The organism is Micromonospora haikouensis, assembly GCF_000876225.1.
Classification (GTDB): Bacteria; Actinomycetota; Actinomycetes; order Mycobacteriales; family Micromonosporaceae; genus Micromonospora; species Micromonospora haikouensis.
Genome location: NZ_JXSX01000003.1, coordinates 109,996 through 125,062, shown reverse-complemented (window position 1 = coordinate 125,062; position 15,067 = coordinate 109,996). Strand labels below are relative to the sequence as shown.

The 15,067-nt window shown below is 74.8% G+C and carries 12 protein-coding genes; all 12 read right to left on the bottom strand.

The genetic code is table 11. The features are described 5' to 3' along the window. Positions 1-15: 15 nt before the first annotated feature. A complete protein-coding gene (locus TK50_RS22215) occupies positions 16-1,038 on the bottom strand; it encodes a sugar phosphate isomerase/epimerase family protein (RefSeq protein WP_082106503.1) in 1,023 nt (340 codons plus the stop codon). After that, positions 1,035-1,880, bottom strand: coding sequence for an SCO3242 family prenyltransferase (locus TK50_RS22210; RefSeq protein WP_043966830.1), 846 nt, complete (start codon positions 1,878-1,880; stop codon positions 1,035-1,037). Before TK50_RS22210 ends, TK50_RS22215 begins: the two co-directional genes overlap by 4 nt. Beyond that, complete coding sequence (locus TK50_RS22205; protein ID WP_043966829.1) at positions 1,877-3,088, bottom strand: inositol-3-phosphate synthase; 1,212 nt, start codon at positions 3,086-3,088, stop codon at positions 1,877-1,879. The genes TK50_RS22210 and TK50_RS22205 overlap by 4 nt, the downstream gene beginning before the upstream one ends. A 419-nt stretch (positions 3,089-3,507) precedes the next feature. Further along, positions 3,508-4,701: a Gfo/Idh/MocA family protein gene (locus tag TK50_RS22200; RefSeq protein ID WP_043966828.1), complete on the bottom strand. Its 1,194-nt coding sequence runs from the start codon at positions 4,699-4,701 to the stop codon at positions 3,508-3,510. A gap of 53 nt (positions 4,702-4,754) precedes the next feature. Then, entirely contained in the window at positions 4,755-5,813 is a 1,059-nt protein-coding gene (locus tag TK50_RS22195) for a substrate-binding domain-containing protein (protein ID WP_043966827.1), read from the bottom strand. A gap of 120 nt (positions 5,814-5,933) precedes the next feature. Next, positions 5,934-7,073: an ABC transporter permease gene (locus TK50_RS22190; RefSeq protein ID WP_043966826.1), complete on the bottom strand. Its 1,140-nt coding sequence runs from the start codon at positions 7,071-7,073 to the stop codon at positions 5,934-5,936. Then, on the bottom strand, positions 7,070-8,644 hold the full coding sequence (locus TK50_RS22185; RefSeq protein ID WP_043966825.1) for a sugar ABC transporter ATP-binding protein: 1,575 nt from the start codon (positions 8,642-8,644) through the stop codon (positions 7,070-7,072). The genes TK50_RS22190 and TK50_RS22185 overlap by 4 nt, the downstream gene beginning before the upstream one ends. After that, a complete protein-coding gene (locus TK50_RS22180) occupies positions 8,641-9,819 on the bottom strand; it encodes an ROK family protein (RefSeq protein WP_043966824.1) in 1,179 nt (392 codons plus the stop codon). Before TK50_RS22180 ends, TK50_RS22185 begins: the two co-directional genes overlap by 4 nt. A 529-nt stretch (positions 9,820-10,348) precedes the next feature. After that, on the bottom strand, positions 10,349-10,939 hold the full coding sequence (locus TK50_RS22175; protein ID WP_043966823.1) for a hypothetical protein: 591 nt from the start codon (positions 10,937-10,939) through the stop codon (positions 10,349-10,351). Continuing rightward, positions 10,939-12,810: a DNA primase gene (gene dnaG / locus TK50_RS22170; protein ID WP_043966822.1), complete on the bottom strand. Its 1,872-nt coding sequence runs from the start codon at positions 12,808-12,810 to the stop codon at positions 10,939-10,941. Before dnaG ends, TK50_RS22175 begins: the two co-directional genes overlap by 1 nt. Positions 12,811-12,909: 99 nt before the next feature. Beyond that, the gene (locus TK50_RS22165) at positions 12,910-13,740 is read right to left on the bottom strand and encodes a siderophore-interacting protein (protein ID WP_043966821.1); all 831 of its coding nucleotides are present in this window, start codon (positions 13,738-13,740) and stop codon (positions 12,910-12,912) included. Positions 13,741-13,826: 86 nt separating this feature from the next. After that, positions 13,827-15,062, bottom strand: a complete 1,236-nt coding sequence (locus TK50_RS22160; RefSeq protein ID WP_043966820.1) for a deoxyguanosinetriphosphate triphosphohydrolase — start codon at positions 15,060-15,062, stop codon at positions 13,827-13,829. Between the last annotated feature and the right edge of the window lie 5 nt (positions 15,063-15,067).

The window sequence follows — 15,067 nt, the reverse complement described above, 5'->3', positions numbered from 1 at the left end:
CTGGTGCGGACGTGCTCAGCCGCCGCCGGGGTGGTCGGACGGTGTGCCGGGCGCGGCGGCGGCACGGCTCGCGACGGCGCGCTCGGCGGCGACCGCATGCTCGGCGGCGACGGCGCGCTCGGCGGCGGCGCGCAGGAAGTCGAGCGACCGGGCGGCCACCTGCGGGGCGGCGTGCGAGTGCCGGGGCAACTCCACGGCGACCAGCCCGGCGTAGCCGACCTCGGCGAGCGCGGCGAGCACCGGCGGGAAGTCGATCTCGCCGGTGCCGAACTCCAGGTGCTCGTGCACGCCCCGGCGCATGTCGTCGATCTGCACGTTGACCAGGTGCGCGCCGACGGACCGGACGCAGTCGGGCACGTCGACCGGCTCCAGGCAGCGGCAGTGTCCGATGTCGAGGGTGAGGCCGAACGCCGCCGGGCGGCCCAGGGCGTCGTGCAGCCGCCGCCAGTCGGCGATGTCCTCGACGAGCATCCCGGGCTCCGGCTCGAAGCCGAGCCGCACCCCGGCGGCGTCGGCCGCCGCGCAGACGGTGGCGCAGCCAGCCACGAGGCGGTCCCAGGCGACGGCCGGCGCGACGTCGGCGGGGCGCACCCCGGCCCAGAAGGAGACCGCCTCGGCGCCCAGGTCGGCGCCGACGGCGACGGCCCGGCGGAGGAACTCGACGCGGCGGGCCGGGTCGTCGTGCAGCAGGGTCGGCGCGTGCTTGTGCCACGGGTCGAGCAGGAACCGGGCCCCCGTCTCGACCACCACGGCGAGCCCGAGCGCGTCGAGGCGGCGGGCCACGGCGGCCGTGCGGCGGGCCAGGTCGGGGGCGAACGGGTCGAGGTGGTCGTGGTCGAGGGTGAGCGCCACCCCCCGGTAGCCGAGGTCGGCGATGACGGCGAGCGCGTCGTCGAGCCGGTGGTTGGCGAAGCCGTTCGTGCCGTAGCCGAACCGCAGCGAGCCGGGCCCGGCCGGGACGGCGGGACGGTCGGCGGGGGCGGGTCGGTCGGCGGCGGGTCGGTCGGCGGCGGGGCCGGCCGGCAGTTCGGCGGTCACGTCGGGGACACCTTCCGGGCCAGCAGCCGGCCCAGCGGCGCGGCGGCGGCGACCGCGAGGCCGAGCAGCCCCGCGCCGGCCCGGGCGGTCAGCGCGCCCTGCAACGCGGGCAGCCCGGTGATGCCCGCGCCGACGGCGGCCCGGACCCGGCCGGCCGAACCGTCGGCGAGCACCCGGACCTGCGCCCCGCCGTAGCGGGCGAGGTAGCCGGCGGCGAGCGCCGCCGGGGCGGCGGCGGGCCGGGGGCCCACGGCGGCCGCCGCGACGAGGGCCGTGCCGGCGAGGGTCGCGCCGGGCAGGGCCCGGTCGGTCCCGCCGACCTCGCGGCGGGACAGGGCGGTGACCGTCCAGGTGTGCGCGGCGACGGTGGCCGCCGCCGGCACGGCCCGGGACAGCCGGCCGCCGGTCGCGCCGAGCAGCACGTCCAGCCCCCGGCAGGCCGCCATGACGGCGGGGCCGGCGGCGGTGTTCTTGGCCGCCAGGTCGTACGCCCAGACGGCGGCGGCCAGCGGCACGGCGACGGCGGCGGCGCGCCGGCCGCCCGCCGCGGCGGCCAGGGCCACCCCGGCGGCGGTGAGGCCGGCGGCGACACCGAGCGCGGCGGGCGGACTGACCCGGCCGCTGGGGATGGGGCGCTCCGGGCGCTCGACCGCGTCGAGCCCCCGGTCGGCCCAGTCGTTGGCGGCCATGCCGGCCCAGTACAGCAGCACCGACGCGGCGGCCAGGCCGGGCGTACGCCGACCGAGCGCGCCGGCCGCCGCCGCGCCGGCCAGCACGTCGCCCGGCACGGAGAGCCCGGCCGGGGCGCGGACCAGCTCGGCCAAGTCGGCGAGGGTGCTCACGCGGCACCGCCGGCCGGCGGTGTGCCGGCCCCGGCGTGCAGGTCTGCGGCGAACGCGGCCAGTCGGGCCCACTGCTCGCCCAGCGCGTGGCTGGGGGTCCGGTCGGCGATCGCACCCGCCTCCGGCACGGAGTCGGCGGGGCCGAGCGGGTCCTTGAAGAAGAACGCGAGGTCGGTCAGGGGCCCGTGCCGGCCGGCGGCGTGCGCGGCGGCGGTGATCCGGGCCAGGTCGAGCACGAGCGGGGCGGCCAGCGCGGAGTCGCAGCCGTGCCAGGTGAACTCCAGCCGCATGCCGGTGCCGAGGAAGCCGGCGAAGGTGATCAGATCCCAGGCGGTCTTGAAGTCGCCCAGCTCCTCGACGTAGTCGATGCGGGTGTCGCCCTGCGGGACGTACCCGAGGATCTCGCCGAGGACGCGCTGCTTGCTGGCGACCTTGGCGGCGTTGGCCTCCGGCTGGGCCAGGGTCGCGCCGTCGCCACCGCCGAGCAGGTTCGTGCCGGACCAGGAGCGCACCGCGAGGTGCCGCATCGCGAACATCGGGGCGAGCACCGACTTGAGCAGGGTCTCCCCGGTCTTGCCGTCGTGCCCCGCGTACGGCACGGCGTGCCGGGCGGCCAGCGCTGCGAGGGCCGGCAGCCGGGCCCCGGTCGACGGGGTGAAGTCCACGTAGGGGCAGCCGGCGGTGAACGCCGCGTACGCGTACAGCGAGCTGGGCGGCAGCACCTCCCCGCCGGCGGCGAGCGCGGCGGCCAGGGCGTCGGGGTCGGCGTGCGCGGGGTGCGGGCGGGCGGCCGGCTCGGTGGCCGAGACGTTGACCACCACCACCCGGTCCAGCCCGTGCCGCTCGCGGAACGCGGCGAGGTCGGCGACGACGGCGGCGGCCCGGTCGGCCTGGGTCCCGTCCACCGGGGCGGGGCGCACGTCGTCGTCGACGGCGGCCAGCTCCTCGCCGAGCGCGGCGACCAGTCGGGCCGGGACCACCCCGGCGTCGGCCAGGGCCTCGGCCCGCTTGGCCAGCGGGGTGGCGGCCACGTCGTGACCGCCGAACACGAGGTCGGCGAACGAGGGCCACGCGGGGCCCCGCAGCTCGGACAGCTCGGTGACGCAGCCGGTCGGGCCGGTCAACCCGGCCCGCAGGGCGAGCGCCCCGACGATGCTGGTGGTCGCGACCGAGCCGCGCGCCCCCACCAGCCAGACACCCGTACGCATGGTGCTCCTTCCGCCAGTGGCTCCAGCATAGATCAACGTCGATATTATGCGCCCCGCCCGGCCGCCCGACCCGACTCCCCACGTCCGGCGCCGAAAGCGGCGACAACGGTGCCGGGTGGGTTCGCCGGATCGGGCGGCGGACGAGGCTGGCAGGCAGGGTCGGTCGGCGTCCCGTCCCTGTCTCCCCCGCAGTGCATGGTGCGTGGTGCCCGGCCCTCCGGCGCGACCGGGGAATCCCGGTCCGGCCGCACCGGAGGTGCCGTCGTGCTGTCGTGCGCGCCGGGCGGATGCCCGCCGTCGCACGCCTTCCGGAGCCGACCCCGTCCCCGCCGCGGGGCGCAACCGCGGCGGGTCCCTCGCCGGCCGGTCCGGAAAGCCTCTGGTCGGGCGGTGCGGCACGGGGCCGCACCGCCGTCCGGTCAGGCGGCGACCGCCTCCAACGCCGGCTCCACGTGGGTCCACGTGGAGCCCAGCTCCGCCGAGCGGGTCACCGCGTCCAGCACGAGCTGGACCTGCAACCCGTCGACGAACGACGGCGCGGGGTCGACGCCGGTGGCGATCGCCTCCACGAGATCGCGCGCCTGGTGGGTGAAGCTGTGCTCGTAGCCGATGATGTGGCCCGGCGGCCACCACGCCGACATGTACGGGTGCTCGGCCTCGGTCACCAGGATGCGGGTGAAGCCCTGCTCGGCGGCGGGTCGCGTCGCGTCGTAGAACTCCAGCTCGTTGAGGCGCTCCAGGTCGAAGACCAGGGTGCCCAGCGAACCGTTGATCTCCACCCGCAGCGCGTTCTTACGGCCGGTGGCGAAGCGGCTCGCCTCGTACGTGGCCAACGCGCCGTCGTCGAGCCGGGCCACGAAGACCGCCGCGTCGTCCACGGTGACCGGTCCCATGTCGGGGCCCTGCCCGTCGGCCACCCCGTTGCCGGCGGCCTGCGCGGCCAGGCCGCTGTACTCCGCCGGCAACGGACGCTGCTTGACGAACGTCTCGGTGATCGCGCTGACCCCGGTGATCCGCTGGCCCGTGACGTACTGGGTCATGTCGATGATGTGCGCACCGATGTCACCCAGCGCGCCGGAGCCCGCCTTGTCCTTCTGCAACCGCCAGACCAGCGGGAACTGCGGGTCGACGATCCAGTCCTGGAGGTACGCCGCCCGGACGTGGCGGATGGTGCCCAGTCTTCCCTCGGCGACCATCCGGCGCATCAGGGTGACCGCCGGGACCCGGCGGTAGGTAAAGCCGCACATGGACCGGACCCCCGCCGCCTGCGCGGCGACCGCCGCGGCGGCCATCTCGCGGGCCTCGGCGACCGTGTTGGCCAGCGGCTTCTCGCAGAGCACGTGCTTGCCGGCGGCCAGCGCGGCCAGCGCGATCTCGGCGTGGCTGTCCCCCGGTGTGCAGATGTCGACCACGTCGATCTCGTCGGACTCGACGAGGCGACGCCAATCCGTGGTGTGCGCGTCCCAGCCGAGCCGGTCGGCGGCCTCGGCCACCTTTCCGGTGTCCCGGCCGCAGACCAGCGCCATCCGCACCTGCGCCGGCAGGTCGTACACCCGGTTCACGGTGCGCCACGCCTGTGAGTGCGCGGCGCCCATGAACGCGTAGCCGACCATGCCGACCCGCAGTTGACTGTGGTGAGTGGACAAGGTGGGTCTCCCCCCGTGTGTCAGAACCCGAGCTTGAGGTAGTTGCTCGCGTTCTCCTTGGTGATCGTCTCGGAAGCCAGCACGATCTCCTTGGGCACCTGGAGCTCCACCAGGTCGGACATGCCCTTGCCCTGGCCGATGAGCCGGGCGAGCGAGATCGCGGAGGACGCCATCGACGGGCTGTAGGTGACGGTGGCCTTCAGGACCGTGTTGTCGGCCTGGATGTCCTCCATCGCCTTCTTCGAGCCGGCGCCGCCGACCATGAAGAACTCCTTGCGGTTGGCCTGGTTGACGGCGGCGAGCACCCCGATGCCCTGGTCGTCGTCGTGGTTCCAGATCGCGTCGATCTTCGGCAGCGCCTGGAACAGGCCGGTGGCGGCCTGCTGGCCGGAGTCCGCCGTGAACTCCGCCGGACGCCGGTTGGCCACCTTGAAGCCGCTCGCGGCGAGCGTGTCCGCGAAGCCCTTCGAGCGCTCCTGGGTCAGCTCCAGCGAGTCGATGCCGGGGATCTCGCCGATGATCGGGTTGCTGACGCCCTTGGCCTTGAGCTGGTCGATGATGAAGGTGGCCGCGGCCACCCCCATGCCGTAGTTGTCGCCCTTGATCTGGAGCCGGTAGGCCCGGGCGTCCGGGAAGGCCCGGTCCAGGTTGACCACCGGGATGCCGGCCTTCATGGCCTCCAGGCCGAAGGCGTTGAGCTCCTTGCCGTCGTGCGGCAGCAGCACGATGACGTCCGGCTTCTGGGCGACCAGGGTGGACAGCGCCGCGCGCTGGGCCGCCGCGTCCGCGCCGGCCTCGACCGACGTGAACTTCACGTCGGAGTACGCGCCGGCCTGCGCCTTCGCGTTGTTGGTGATGGCGGCGATCCAGCCGTGGTCGGCGGCCGGGGCGGAGAAGCCGATGGTCACCTGCTTGCCCGGGGTGCTGTTGCCGCCGGCGGCGGCCTCGGCCACCTTGGTCTGCGCCGCCGTGGGCGCCGCCTCGTTGCTGGTGCACGCGGTGAGCAGCGCGCCCGCGCCGAGCGCGGCCCCGCCGAACAGCAGCCGCCGACGGGACAGGTCCCGACTGTGCTGGGTCATGACGACCTCCTGGAAGAGGGTGGTGGGCGGAAGAAGGGTGTGGTGCGCCGAGCCACCGTCGGTGCGACGGTCGCCGGATGTGCTGGGCGGTGTGGTGCCTCGGGTGGTGGTGCGGGTGGATCAGGTGGTGGTGAGGCGGTTGCGGCCGAGGAACTGGGTGAAGCTGCGGAACTGGAACTGCTGGATCAGGACGGCGGCCACGATGATCCCGCCCTTGACCATGTTCTGGGCCTCGGTGGAGAGGCCGTTGATGGCGAAGAGGTTGGTGATGGTGGAGAAGATGATCACCCCGAGCAGGGAGCCGACGATGGTTCCCCGCCCGCCGCTGAGCAGCGTGCCGCCGATGATCGCGGCGGCGATCGCGTCCAGCTCGTAGAGGTTCGCCATCGCTGCCTGGGCGGAGTTGGCCTGCGCGGTCAGCATGATCGCGGCGATGCCGCAGCAGAGGCCGGACAGCGCGTAGAGCAGCACGGTGTGCCGCCGCACGTTGATGCCGGCGAGCCGGGCCGCCTCCGGGTTGCCGCCGACGGCGACGGTGCGCCGGCCGAACGTCGTCCGGTTGAGCAGCACCCAGCCGGCGATCACCACGGCGGCGAGGATGTAGACCAGCAGGGGGATGCCGAGCGGGCTGGTGCTGGCGATCCCGTTGATCACACTGTTGCCCGACACCTGGGTCTGCTTGTCGGAGATCTCCGCGGCCAGGCCCCGGGCGGCCACCATCATGGCCAGGGTGGCGATGAACGGCACCAGCTTCCCGTACGACACGAGCAGGCCGTTGACCAGGCCGACGCCCAGCCCGACGGCGAGCGCCGTGAAGATCATGCCGCCCGCGCCGTAGCTCTGGGTGGCCAGCGTGGTGGCCCACACCCCGGCCAGCGCCACGATCGCGCCGACCGACAGGTCGATCCCGCCGCCGATGATCACGAACGTCATGCCGACGGTGACCACGCCGACCACGGACGCGAGCTTGAGGATGGTGAGGATGTTGTCCCACACCCAGCTCGAGTTGCCGTACAGGTCGGGGCGGGTGGCGATGCCGATCACGACCAGCACGACGAGGACGCCGATCAGGCCGAGGTTGCGCCGGGCGCCCTCGCCGCTGTCGCCGCGCCAGAAGGAGAGCCGGCCGGCGGCCGGGGCGGCCCCGTGGTGACCGGGGCTCTTGGCGGCCGCCGCCGTCGCGGCGGGGTCCACGGGCGGGGACTGGGCCGGCAGCTCCGCCGGCCGCTCCGGTGTGGCGGTGGGTGTGCTATCGGTCATGCTGGTGCGCCTTCCATCAGCGACCCCGCCATGACGAGGTCGAGCACCGTGTCTTCGTCCAGTTCACCGGCGGGCGCCTCGCGCACCATCCGGCCCTCGCGCATCACCAGCACCCGATCGGCCAGGCCGAGCACCTCGGGCACCTCGCTGGAGACCAGCAGCACCCCGACGCCCTGGGCGGCCAGCCCCCGGATCACCTGGTACAGCTCCGCCCGGGCGCCGACGTCGACGCCGCGGGTGGGCTCGTCGAGCAGCAGCAGCTTCGTGCCGCCGAGCAGCCAGCGCCCGACCACGACCTTCTGCTGGTTGCCGCCGGAGAGGGTACGCACCGGCCGGCGCACGTCGCGGGGACGCAGCTCCAGGGAGTCGGCGACCCCCTCCGCCTCGGCCCGTTCCCGCCCGGCGTCGGTGAAGCCGAGGCGGGCGAACCGGCCGAACGTGGCCAGCGTGACGTTGCGGAAGATCGGCTCGCCGAGCAGCAACGCCTGGCTCTTGCGCTCCTCGGGGGCCATCCCCATGCCGGCCCGTACCGCCGCGCCGACGCTGCCCGGGCGCAGCGCGTGCCCGCCCATCCGGACCGTGCCGGCGTCCGCGCGGCGGGCGCCGTAGATGGTCTCCATCAGCTCGGAGCGGCCGGAGCCGACCAGCCCCGCGATGCCGACGATCTCGCCGGCCCGCACGCGCAGCGACACGTCGGCGAACTCCCCGGCCCGGGTCAGCCCGTCGACCTGGAGCAGTTCCGCGCCGGCGCCGGTGTCGGCGGGACGGTCCGGGAAGACGTACTCGATGTTGCGGCCGGTCATCTTCGCGACCAGCTCGCTGGTCGGGGTGTCGCGCGCCGGCAGGTTCGCCGCCGTGGTCCGGCCGTCCTTGAGTACGGTCACCCGGTCGCCGATCTCGCGGATCTCCTCCATGCGGTGGGAGATGTAGATGACGGCGATGCCCTGCGCGGTCAGCTCACGGATGATCCGGAACAGGTTGCCCACCTCGTCGTGGGCCAGCACCGCGCTCGGCTCGTCCATGATGATCAGTCGGGCCTCGTGGGAGAGCGCCCGGGCCATGCTGACGATCTGCTTGCCGGCCGCCGGCAGCGCCCGCACCATCCGGCCCGGCGGGATCTCGCCGTGGCCGAGCCGGCCCAGGATCTCCCGGGTCCGGCGGGCCATGTGGCCGCGGCGGATGAAACCGCTCCGGCGCGGCTCGTGGCCGAGGAACGCGTTCTCGGCGACCGACAGGTCGTCGACCAGGTCGAGTTCCTGGTAGATCGTGGCGATGCCGGCGCGCATGGCGGCCTGCGGGTTGGCGAACTCGACCGGCTGGCCCCGCCACTGCACCTCGCCCGAGTCGGGGCGGTGCACCCCGGCGAGGACCTTGATCAGGGTGGACTTGCCGGCGCCGTTCTGGCCGAGCAGGCAGTGCACCTCGCCGGCCCGCACCTCGAGCTGCACCCCGCCCAGCGCCCGTACGCCGGGGAAGGTCTTCACCACGTCGGTCAGCCGCAGCACCACCTCACCGGCCACGGTGTCGGCGGGGGCCTCGACCAGCGGGGCCGCGTTGTCGTCCTGGCTCATGACGCCTCCCCGAAGGCCACATCGCTGGCGAGCACGGCGGCGCCGGCCACCCCGGCGCGCGGGCCCAGCTCGGACAGGACGACCGGCAGGTTGCCGGTGGCCAGCGGCAGCGACCGGCGGTAGACCACGCTGCGGATCTCGGCGAGCAGGATGTGGCCCAGCCTGGCCAGCCCGCCACCGATCACGATCATCGACGGGTTGGTGAAGCTGACCAGCCCGGCCAGCACGCCGCCGACCCGCCGGCCGCCGTCGCGGATGAGCTGGATGCAGACCACGTCGCCCTCGATGGCGCCCTCGGCGACGTCCTCCGCCGTGACGGTGCCCCGGGTGGACAGTCGCTCGGCCAGGGCCGGCGAGGAGCCGTTGCGCGCGGCGGCGTTCGCGTCGCGGGCCAGGGCGGCCCCGCTGAACAGCGCCTCCAGGCAGCCGGCGTTGCCGCAGGAGCAGGTCGGCCCGTGCGTGTCGACCTGGATGTGGCCGATGTCCCCGGCGCAGCCGTCGGTGCCCCGGTAGACCTCGCCGCTGAGGTAGATCCCGCACCCGATACCGGTGCCGATCTTGACGAACAGGAAGTCGTCCACCGAGTGGGCGACGCCGCCGTGCCGCTCGCCGATCGCCATGATGTTGACGTCGTTGTCGACCACCGCGGGGCAGCCGTGCTCGCGGGTCAGCAGCTCGCGGACGGGGAAGCGGTCCCAGCCGGGCATGATCGGCGGCGAGACCGGCACCCCGTCGCGGAAGCTCACGGGCCCGGGGACGCCGATGCCCACGGCGTGCAGCCGCTCGTACGCCCCGTCGACCCGGAACTTGTGCAGCAGCTCGTTCACCCGCTGGAGGGTCACCTTCGGACCGTTGCGGATGTCGGCCGGCTCCGCGTACGCGGCGACCGGCTCCAGCCGCCCGTTGACCACCTCGACGTCGATCGAGCTCGCGCCGAGGTCGACCGCCGCGAAGCGCAGCTGCGGGTTGAGCTCGACCAGGGTCGACCGGCGCCCGCCCCGCGACGCCGCGAGGCCAGCCTCGGCGACGTAGCCGAGGTCCACCAGCCGCTCCAGCTCGGCGAGCAGCCGGGGACGCGGCATCTCCAGCCGGTCGCCCAGCTCCGCCCGGGAGACAGCTCCCTCGTCGCGGAGCAATCGCAACAGCCGCAGGTGCAGGGGCTCCACCGTTCGCACCGGCAACTCACCTCCGCATCGGAGTCGTTCACATCGACGAAATCGCGACGTGTTGTGTGCGACACAGTAGAAGCGTTCTGCGGCTGCTGTCCAGAGCTTCGGCCGATCTGACCACAACTTTCGTCCGTTCGAACAAAAGCAAGTAGTTGATCTGGGAAAGGTGCGGACGGAACCGTCAGTCGGCCGCCGACCCGCCGCCGAAGGGACACGGCCCGCCACCTGCCGCCTCACCGTGGGTGAACACGGGCGTGGCGAGGGGACCGCGCCGGGGCCTCACGCTGCGTGTCGACCTGCCCGCCCCGCCAGAGACCCCCTGTCCCCTTTGCTCTGCACCCACCCGCGCAACACTGGCCTGAGCAGCGCATCTGCGGCGTCCGTCAGGGCGGGCCGGCCGACCCCGGACAGCGCTGCGTAACCCGCTGCGTCCGTGGGTGCAGAGCAAAGGGGCGGGGAAGGGTGGTGGGGGTCGGGCGGGCGGTAGCGCTGCGTCACGCGCCGAACGAGCGTCGCCGACCTCGTCGGCGGGGCCCTAGAGGTCGGTGGGGGCCGTGGCGGCGCGGGCGGCGGCGACCAGGCGGTCGGTCTCGGCGACCACCGCCTCGTCGTCGGCGGGGGTGCCCGGGTCGTAGCGGACCGTCCAGGTCAGACCGTCCGCCCCGGGCACGCGGCGGGCGGCGATCCGGCCGGCGCCGCCGGGCACCGGGTGGTGCTGGGTGTACGCCACCGAACGGGTCACCCGCGCCCGCACCTGGTGCGGCAGCTCACCCGGTTCGAGCAGGAGGTACGTCTCGGCGGGGCCGTCGGCCACCAGCACGTACCCGGCGCGTTCGGCGAGCCGCTCGGCCGGGGTGACGGTCAGCTCCCGTCCCGACCAGACGGCCTTGAGGACGTCGTGCCAGCCCAGCCGGGCGTCCCGCCCCGGCAGCCAGAGCCCCAGGTTGGTGGCGACCAGCACGCCGACGCCCGGACCGCCGGCCTCGCCCGCGGCAGCAGCCTCACCGGAGCCGGAGCCGGAGCCGGAGCCAGAGCCAGAGCCGGCCCAGGCCAGCACCCGCTCGGCGTCGGCCAGCGGCGGGCGGGCCGCCGCAGGCAGCTTCGGCTTGCGACTGAACAGCCCCATCACAGCCCTCCCGCGGCCTGCTCGCGCAGCGCCCGTGCGTGCTGCTCCAGCGACAGCAGCTCCCCGAAGAGCGCGAAGTACTCGTCCTTGTTGCTGACCGGGTTGATCCGCTGGATCTTCGACTTGAGGTCCCGGATCCGGCCGGTCACCGAGCCCCACTGCAACCGGGCGATGGTCACCGAGACGTACCGGGGGTCGGGCTCCCCGTCGATGCGCAGCGGCTCCACGGCCAGCTCGCCCACCAGGGCCTGGGCGGCGAGGTCGGCGCAGGCGTCGCGGACCGCCTCGACCCAGACCGCGCCCTGCGTGGCGGCGGCGGCCCCGCCGGCCGCCGCGATCGCCTCCCGCACGGCCACGTGCACCGGGTGCTGGTATTCCGCCGCCTCGACCGCGTCGAACATCGGCCCGGCCAGCACCGGCTCCTGGAGGGCGAGCTTCAGCGCCTCCCGCTCGACCAGCGACATCGGGCTGTCCGCGCCGGGCGCGGGCCGGGCGGCGCGCGCCGGTGCCGCCGCGCCCCCGTCGGGCTGGCCGGAGGCGGCGGCGAGCACGGCCCGCTGCACCGGCTCGATCTCCATGCCGAGGTCACCGGCGAGCTTGCGGACGTACTCGGGGCGCTTCTCCCGGTCCTTGATCTTCGCGACGATCGGCGCGGCCCGGCGCATCGCCTCCACCCGGCCGTCGACGGTGTCCAGGTCGTACCGGTTGATGACGTGGCGCAGCGCGAAGTCGACAAGCGGCTCGCGGCGGGCGACCAGGTCGCGCACCGCCAGGTCGCCCTTTGCCAGGCGCAGGTCGCACGGGTCCATGTTGTCGGGGCTGACCGCGATGAAGGTACGCCCGACGAAGCGCTGGTCGTCGTCGAACGCGCGCAGCGCCGCCTTCTGCCCGGCGGCGTCGCCGTCGAAGGTGAAGATGATCTCGCCGGCCACGTCGTCGGTGTCCAGCAGCAGCCGGCGCAGCACCGAGATGTGGTCCGCGCCGAACGCCGTGCCGCAGGTCGCCACCGCCGTCGGGACGTCGGCCAGGTGGCAGGCCATCACGTCGGTGTAGCCCTCGACGACGACCACCTTGCCCTGCTTGGCGATCTCCCGCTTGGCCTGGTCGATGCCGTAGAGGACGTGCGACTTCTTGTAGATCGGCGTCTCGGGGGTGTTCAGGTATTTCGGGCCGTCGTCGTCGTCGAACAGCTTGCGGGCGCCGAAGCCGATCGGGTCGCCCGTGATGTCCCGGATCGGCCACATCAGCCGGCGGCGGAACCGGTCGATCAGGGTGCCGGAGCGCGACGGGCGGGACAGGCCGGCCGTGACCAGCTCGTCGTGGGTGAAGCCCTGCTGGCGCAGGTGCTTGGTGAGCAGGTCCCAGGCGTCCGGGGCGAAGCCGCAGGCGTAGCGCTGGGCGGCGGCCCGGTCGAAGCCCCGCTGGGCGAGGAACTCCCGGGCCGGACGGGCGCCGGCCGTGCCGAGCTGCGCCTGGTAGAACTCGACGGCGGCGGCGTGCGCGGCCACCAGGCGCTGCCGCTGCCCCTGCTGGGGGCGGGCGGCGCGCGGGGCGGCCTGGTCGTTCTCGACGTACCGCAGCTGGATGCCGGCGCGGGCGGCGAGCCGCTCGACGGACTCGACGAAGCTGAGGTGGTCGGCGTCCATCAGGAACTTGATCGCGTCGCCGCCGGCACCGCAGCCGAAGCAGTACCAGACGTTGCGGGCCGGCGAGACGTTGAACGAGGGGCTCTTCTCGTCGTGGAACGGGCACAGCCCCTTGAGGTTGCCGCCGCCGGCCGACCGGAGCGTCACCGTGTCCGAGATGACCTCGGCGATCGAGGTGCGCTCCCGGACCAGCGCGATGTCCTCGTCGCGGATCCGCCCAGCCATTCGCCACCCCCTCGGCCCTACATCCTGCCCTGCCGGGGTGACCCACGCGGCGTCGGGGGGACGGCGGACGGAGGCGTCCCCGCCGTCCCGATCACCGCGTCAGGCGGGCGCGGTGGCCTCGTCCGCCTCGACCTGCCGGTTCCAGTCGGGCTTCGTCGAGCGCCAGCCCTCGTCGTCCATGCCCCGCCGCCAGTAGCCGGAGATCGACAGCCACTCCCGGGGCACGCCGCGCTCGACGCGCAGCAGCCGGCGCAGCTCGCGGACGAAGGTCGCCTCGCCGTGCACGAACGCGTGCACCGTGCCGGGCGGGAAGTCCAGCGCCCGCACCGCCGCCACCAGCGCCTCGCCGACCGGCCGGTCGGCCCGGTGCAGCCAGGTCAGCTCGACGTCGCCCTTGCTGGGCAGCGGCTGCTCCTCGGCGGCGTCGGCCACCTCCAGGAAGACCCGCGCCGGGGCGCCCGCCGGGAGCCGTTCCAGGGCGGCGGCGATCGCCGGCAGCGCGCTCTCGTCGCCCACCAGCAGGTGCCAGTCGGCGTCCGGGCTCGGCGCGTACGCCCCGCCGGGGCCGACGAACCGCACCGGGTCGCCGGGGCGCAGCCGGGCCGCCCAGGGGCCGGCCACCCCCTCGTCGCCGTGGTGCACCACGTCGATGGTCAGCTCGCCGGCCGCCGCGTCGAAGGACCGCACCGTGTACGCGCGCAGCCGCGGCCACTGCTCGGCGGGCAGGCGGCGGATCGCCGCGAGGTCGACCGGCTCCGGATAGGTCACCCCGTCCGGCGGGAAGACCAGCTTCACGTAGTGGTCGGTGTGCTCGCCCACCGGGAGGCCGGTCAGCTCCTCCCCGCCGAGCACCAGCCGGATCACGTGCGGGGTGGGCCGCCAGGTCCGCAGGACCCGGGCGGTGGTGACCTTCTTCGGGCGCTCCGTCATGCGCTTAGGCTAGCCTAAGTCCGCTCGGCTGCCCACCGGCCGTCCGCCGCCGCCCACCGGCCCGTTCGCGGCCCTGGCCTCGGCGTTCAGTCGGCCCGCAGCCGCTCGTGCCAGGCGACGGCGGCCGGGTCGGTGAGCGAGGCGACCTGGTCGATCACCACGCGCAGCCGGGCGGCGTCGTCCGGGGCGTCCCGCCACAGCGGGGCGAAGACCGGGTCCAGCGCCTCGGGGGCCCGTCGGGTCAGGGCGGAGACCAGCTCGGCGAGGATCTGCCGCTGCCGCTCGTACCGGCACCGCGCGCCGGGGCGGCGCATCACGTAGCGCAGCGCCAGCCCTTTGAGCAGCGCGCACTCGGCGCGGACCCGGCGCGGCACCACCAGGTCGGCCGCGTACCGGCGCAGCGGGCCCGGCCCGCAGCGCTCCCGGGTGGCGGCCACCACGGTCGAGACGAACCGGCCGGTGAGCACGCTGGTGGTCGCCTTTAGCGCGGCCTGGGCCCGGTGGCTGCCGTCGTAGCCGGCGAGGGGGGCGAGCACCGGGTCGGCGAGCAGCTCGACCAGCACGACGCCCAGGTCCGCCGGGGACTCCCCGGAGTAGGTGGCGGCCACGTCGGCGCAGAGCGCGGCCCGCTCGTCGGGGTCGGCCAGCAGCGGGCCGAGGCCCACGTACCCGCCGTGGACGCCGTCCTCGACGTCGTGCACCGAGTACGCCACGTCGTCGGCCCAGTCCATCACCTGGGCCTCCAGGCAGCGCCGCCCCTCGGCCGGGGCGCCGGCGCGCAGCCAGTCGAAGACCGGCCGGTCGTCGGCGTACACCCCGAACTTGCCGCCCGCCGGCCGGCGCGGCCACGGGTACTTCGCGGTGGCGTCGAGCGACGCCCGGGTCAGGTTGAGCCCGGCGGACCCGCCGCCCGGGGCGAGCACCTTGGCCTCCAGCCGGGTGAGCACCCGCAGCGTCTGTGCGTTGCCCTCGAAGCCGCCGCACGACGCGGCGAGCTGGTCCAGGGCGGCCTCGCCGTTGTGCCCGAACGGCGGGTGACCGAGGTCGTGGGCCAGCCCGGCGGTGTCCACCACGTCGGGGTCGCAGCCCAGCCGGGCGCCCATCTCCCGGGCGATCTGCGCCACCTCCAGCGAGTGGGTCAGCCGGGTACGCAGGAAGTCGTCGGTGCCGGCGGTGTGCACCTGGGTCTTCGCGGCGAGCCGGCGGAACGCGGCCGAGTGCAGCACCCGCGCCCGGTCCCGCTCGTACGGCGAGCGGCCCGCGCCGGTGTCCTTGGCCGGCTCGTCGACCCAGCGCGCGCCGGCGGAGTGCTGGTCGCTCACCCGCG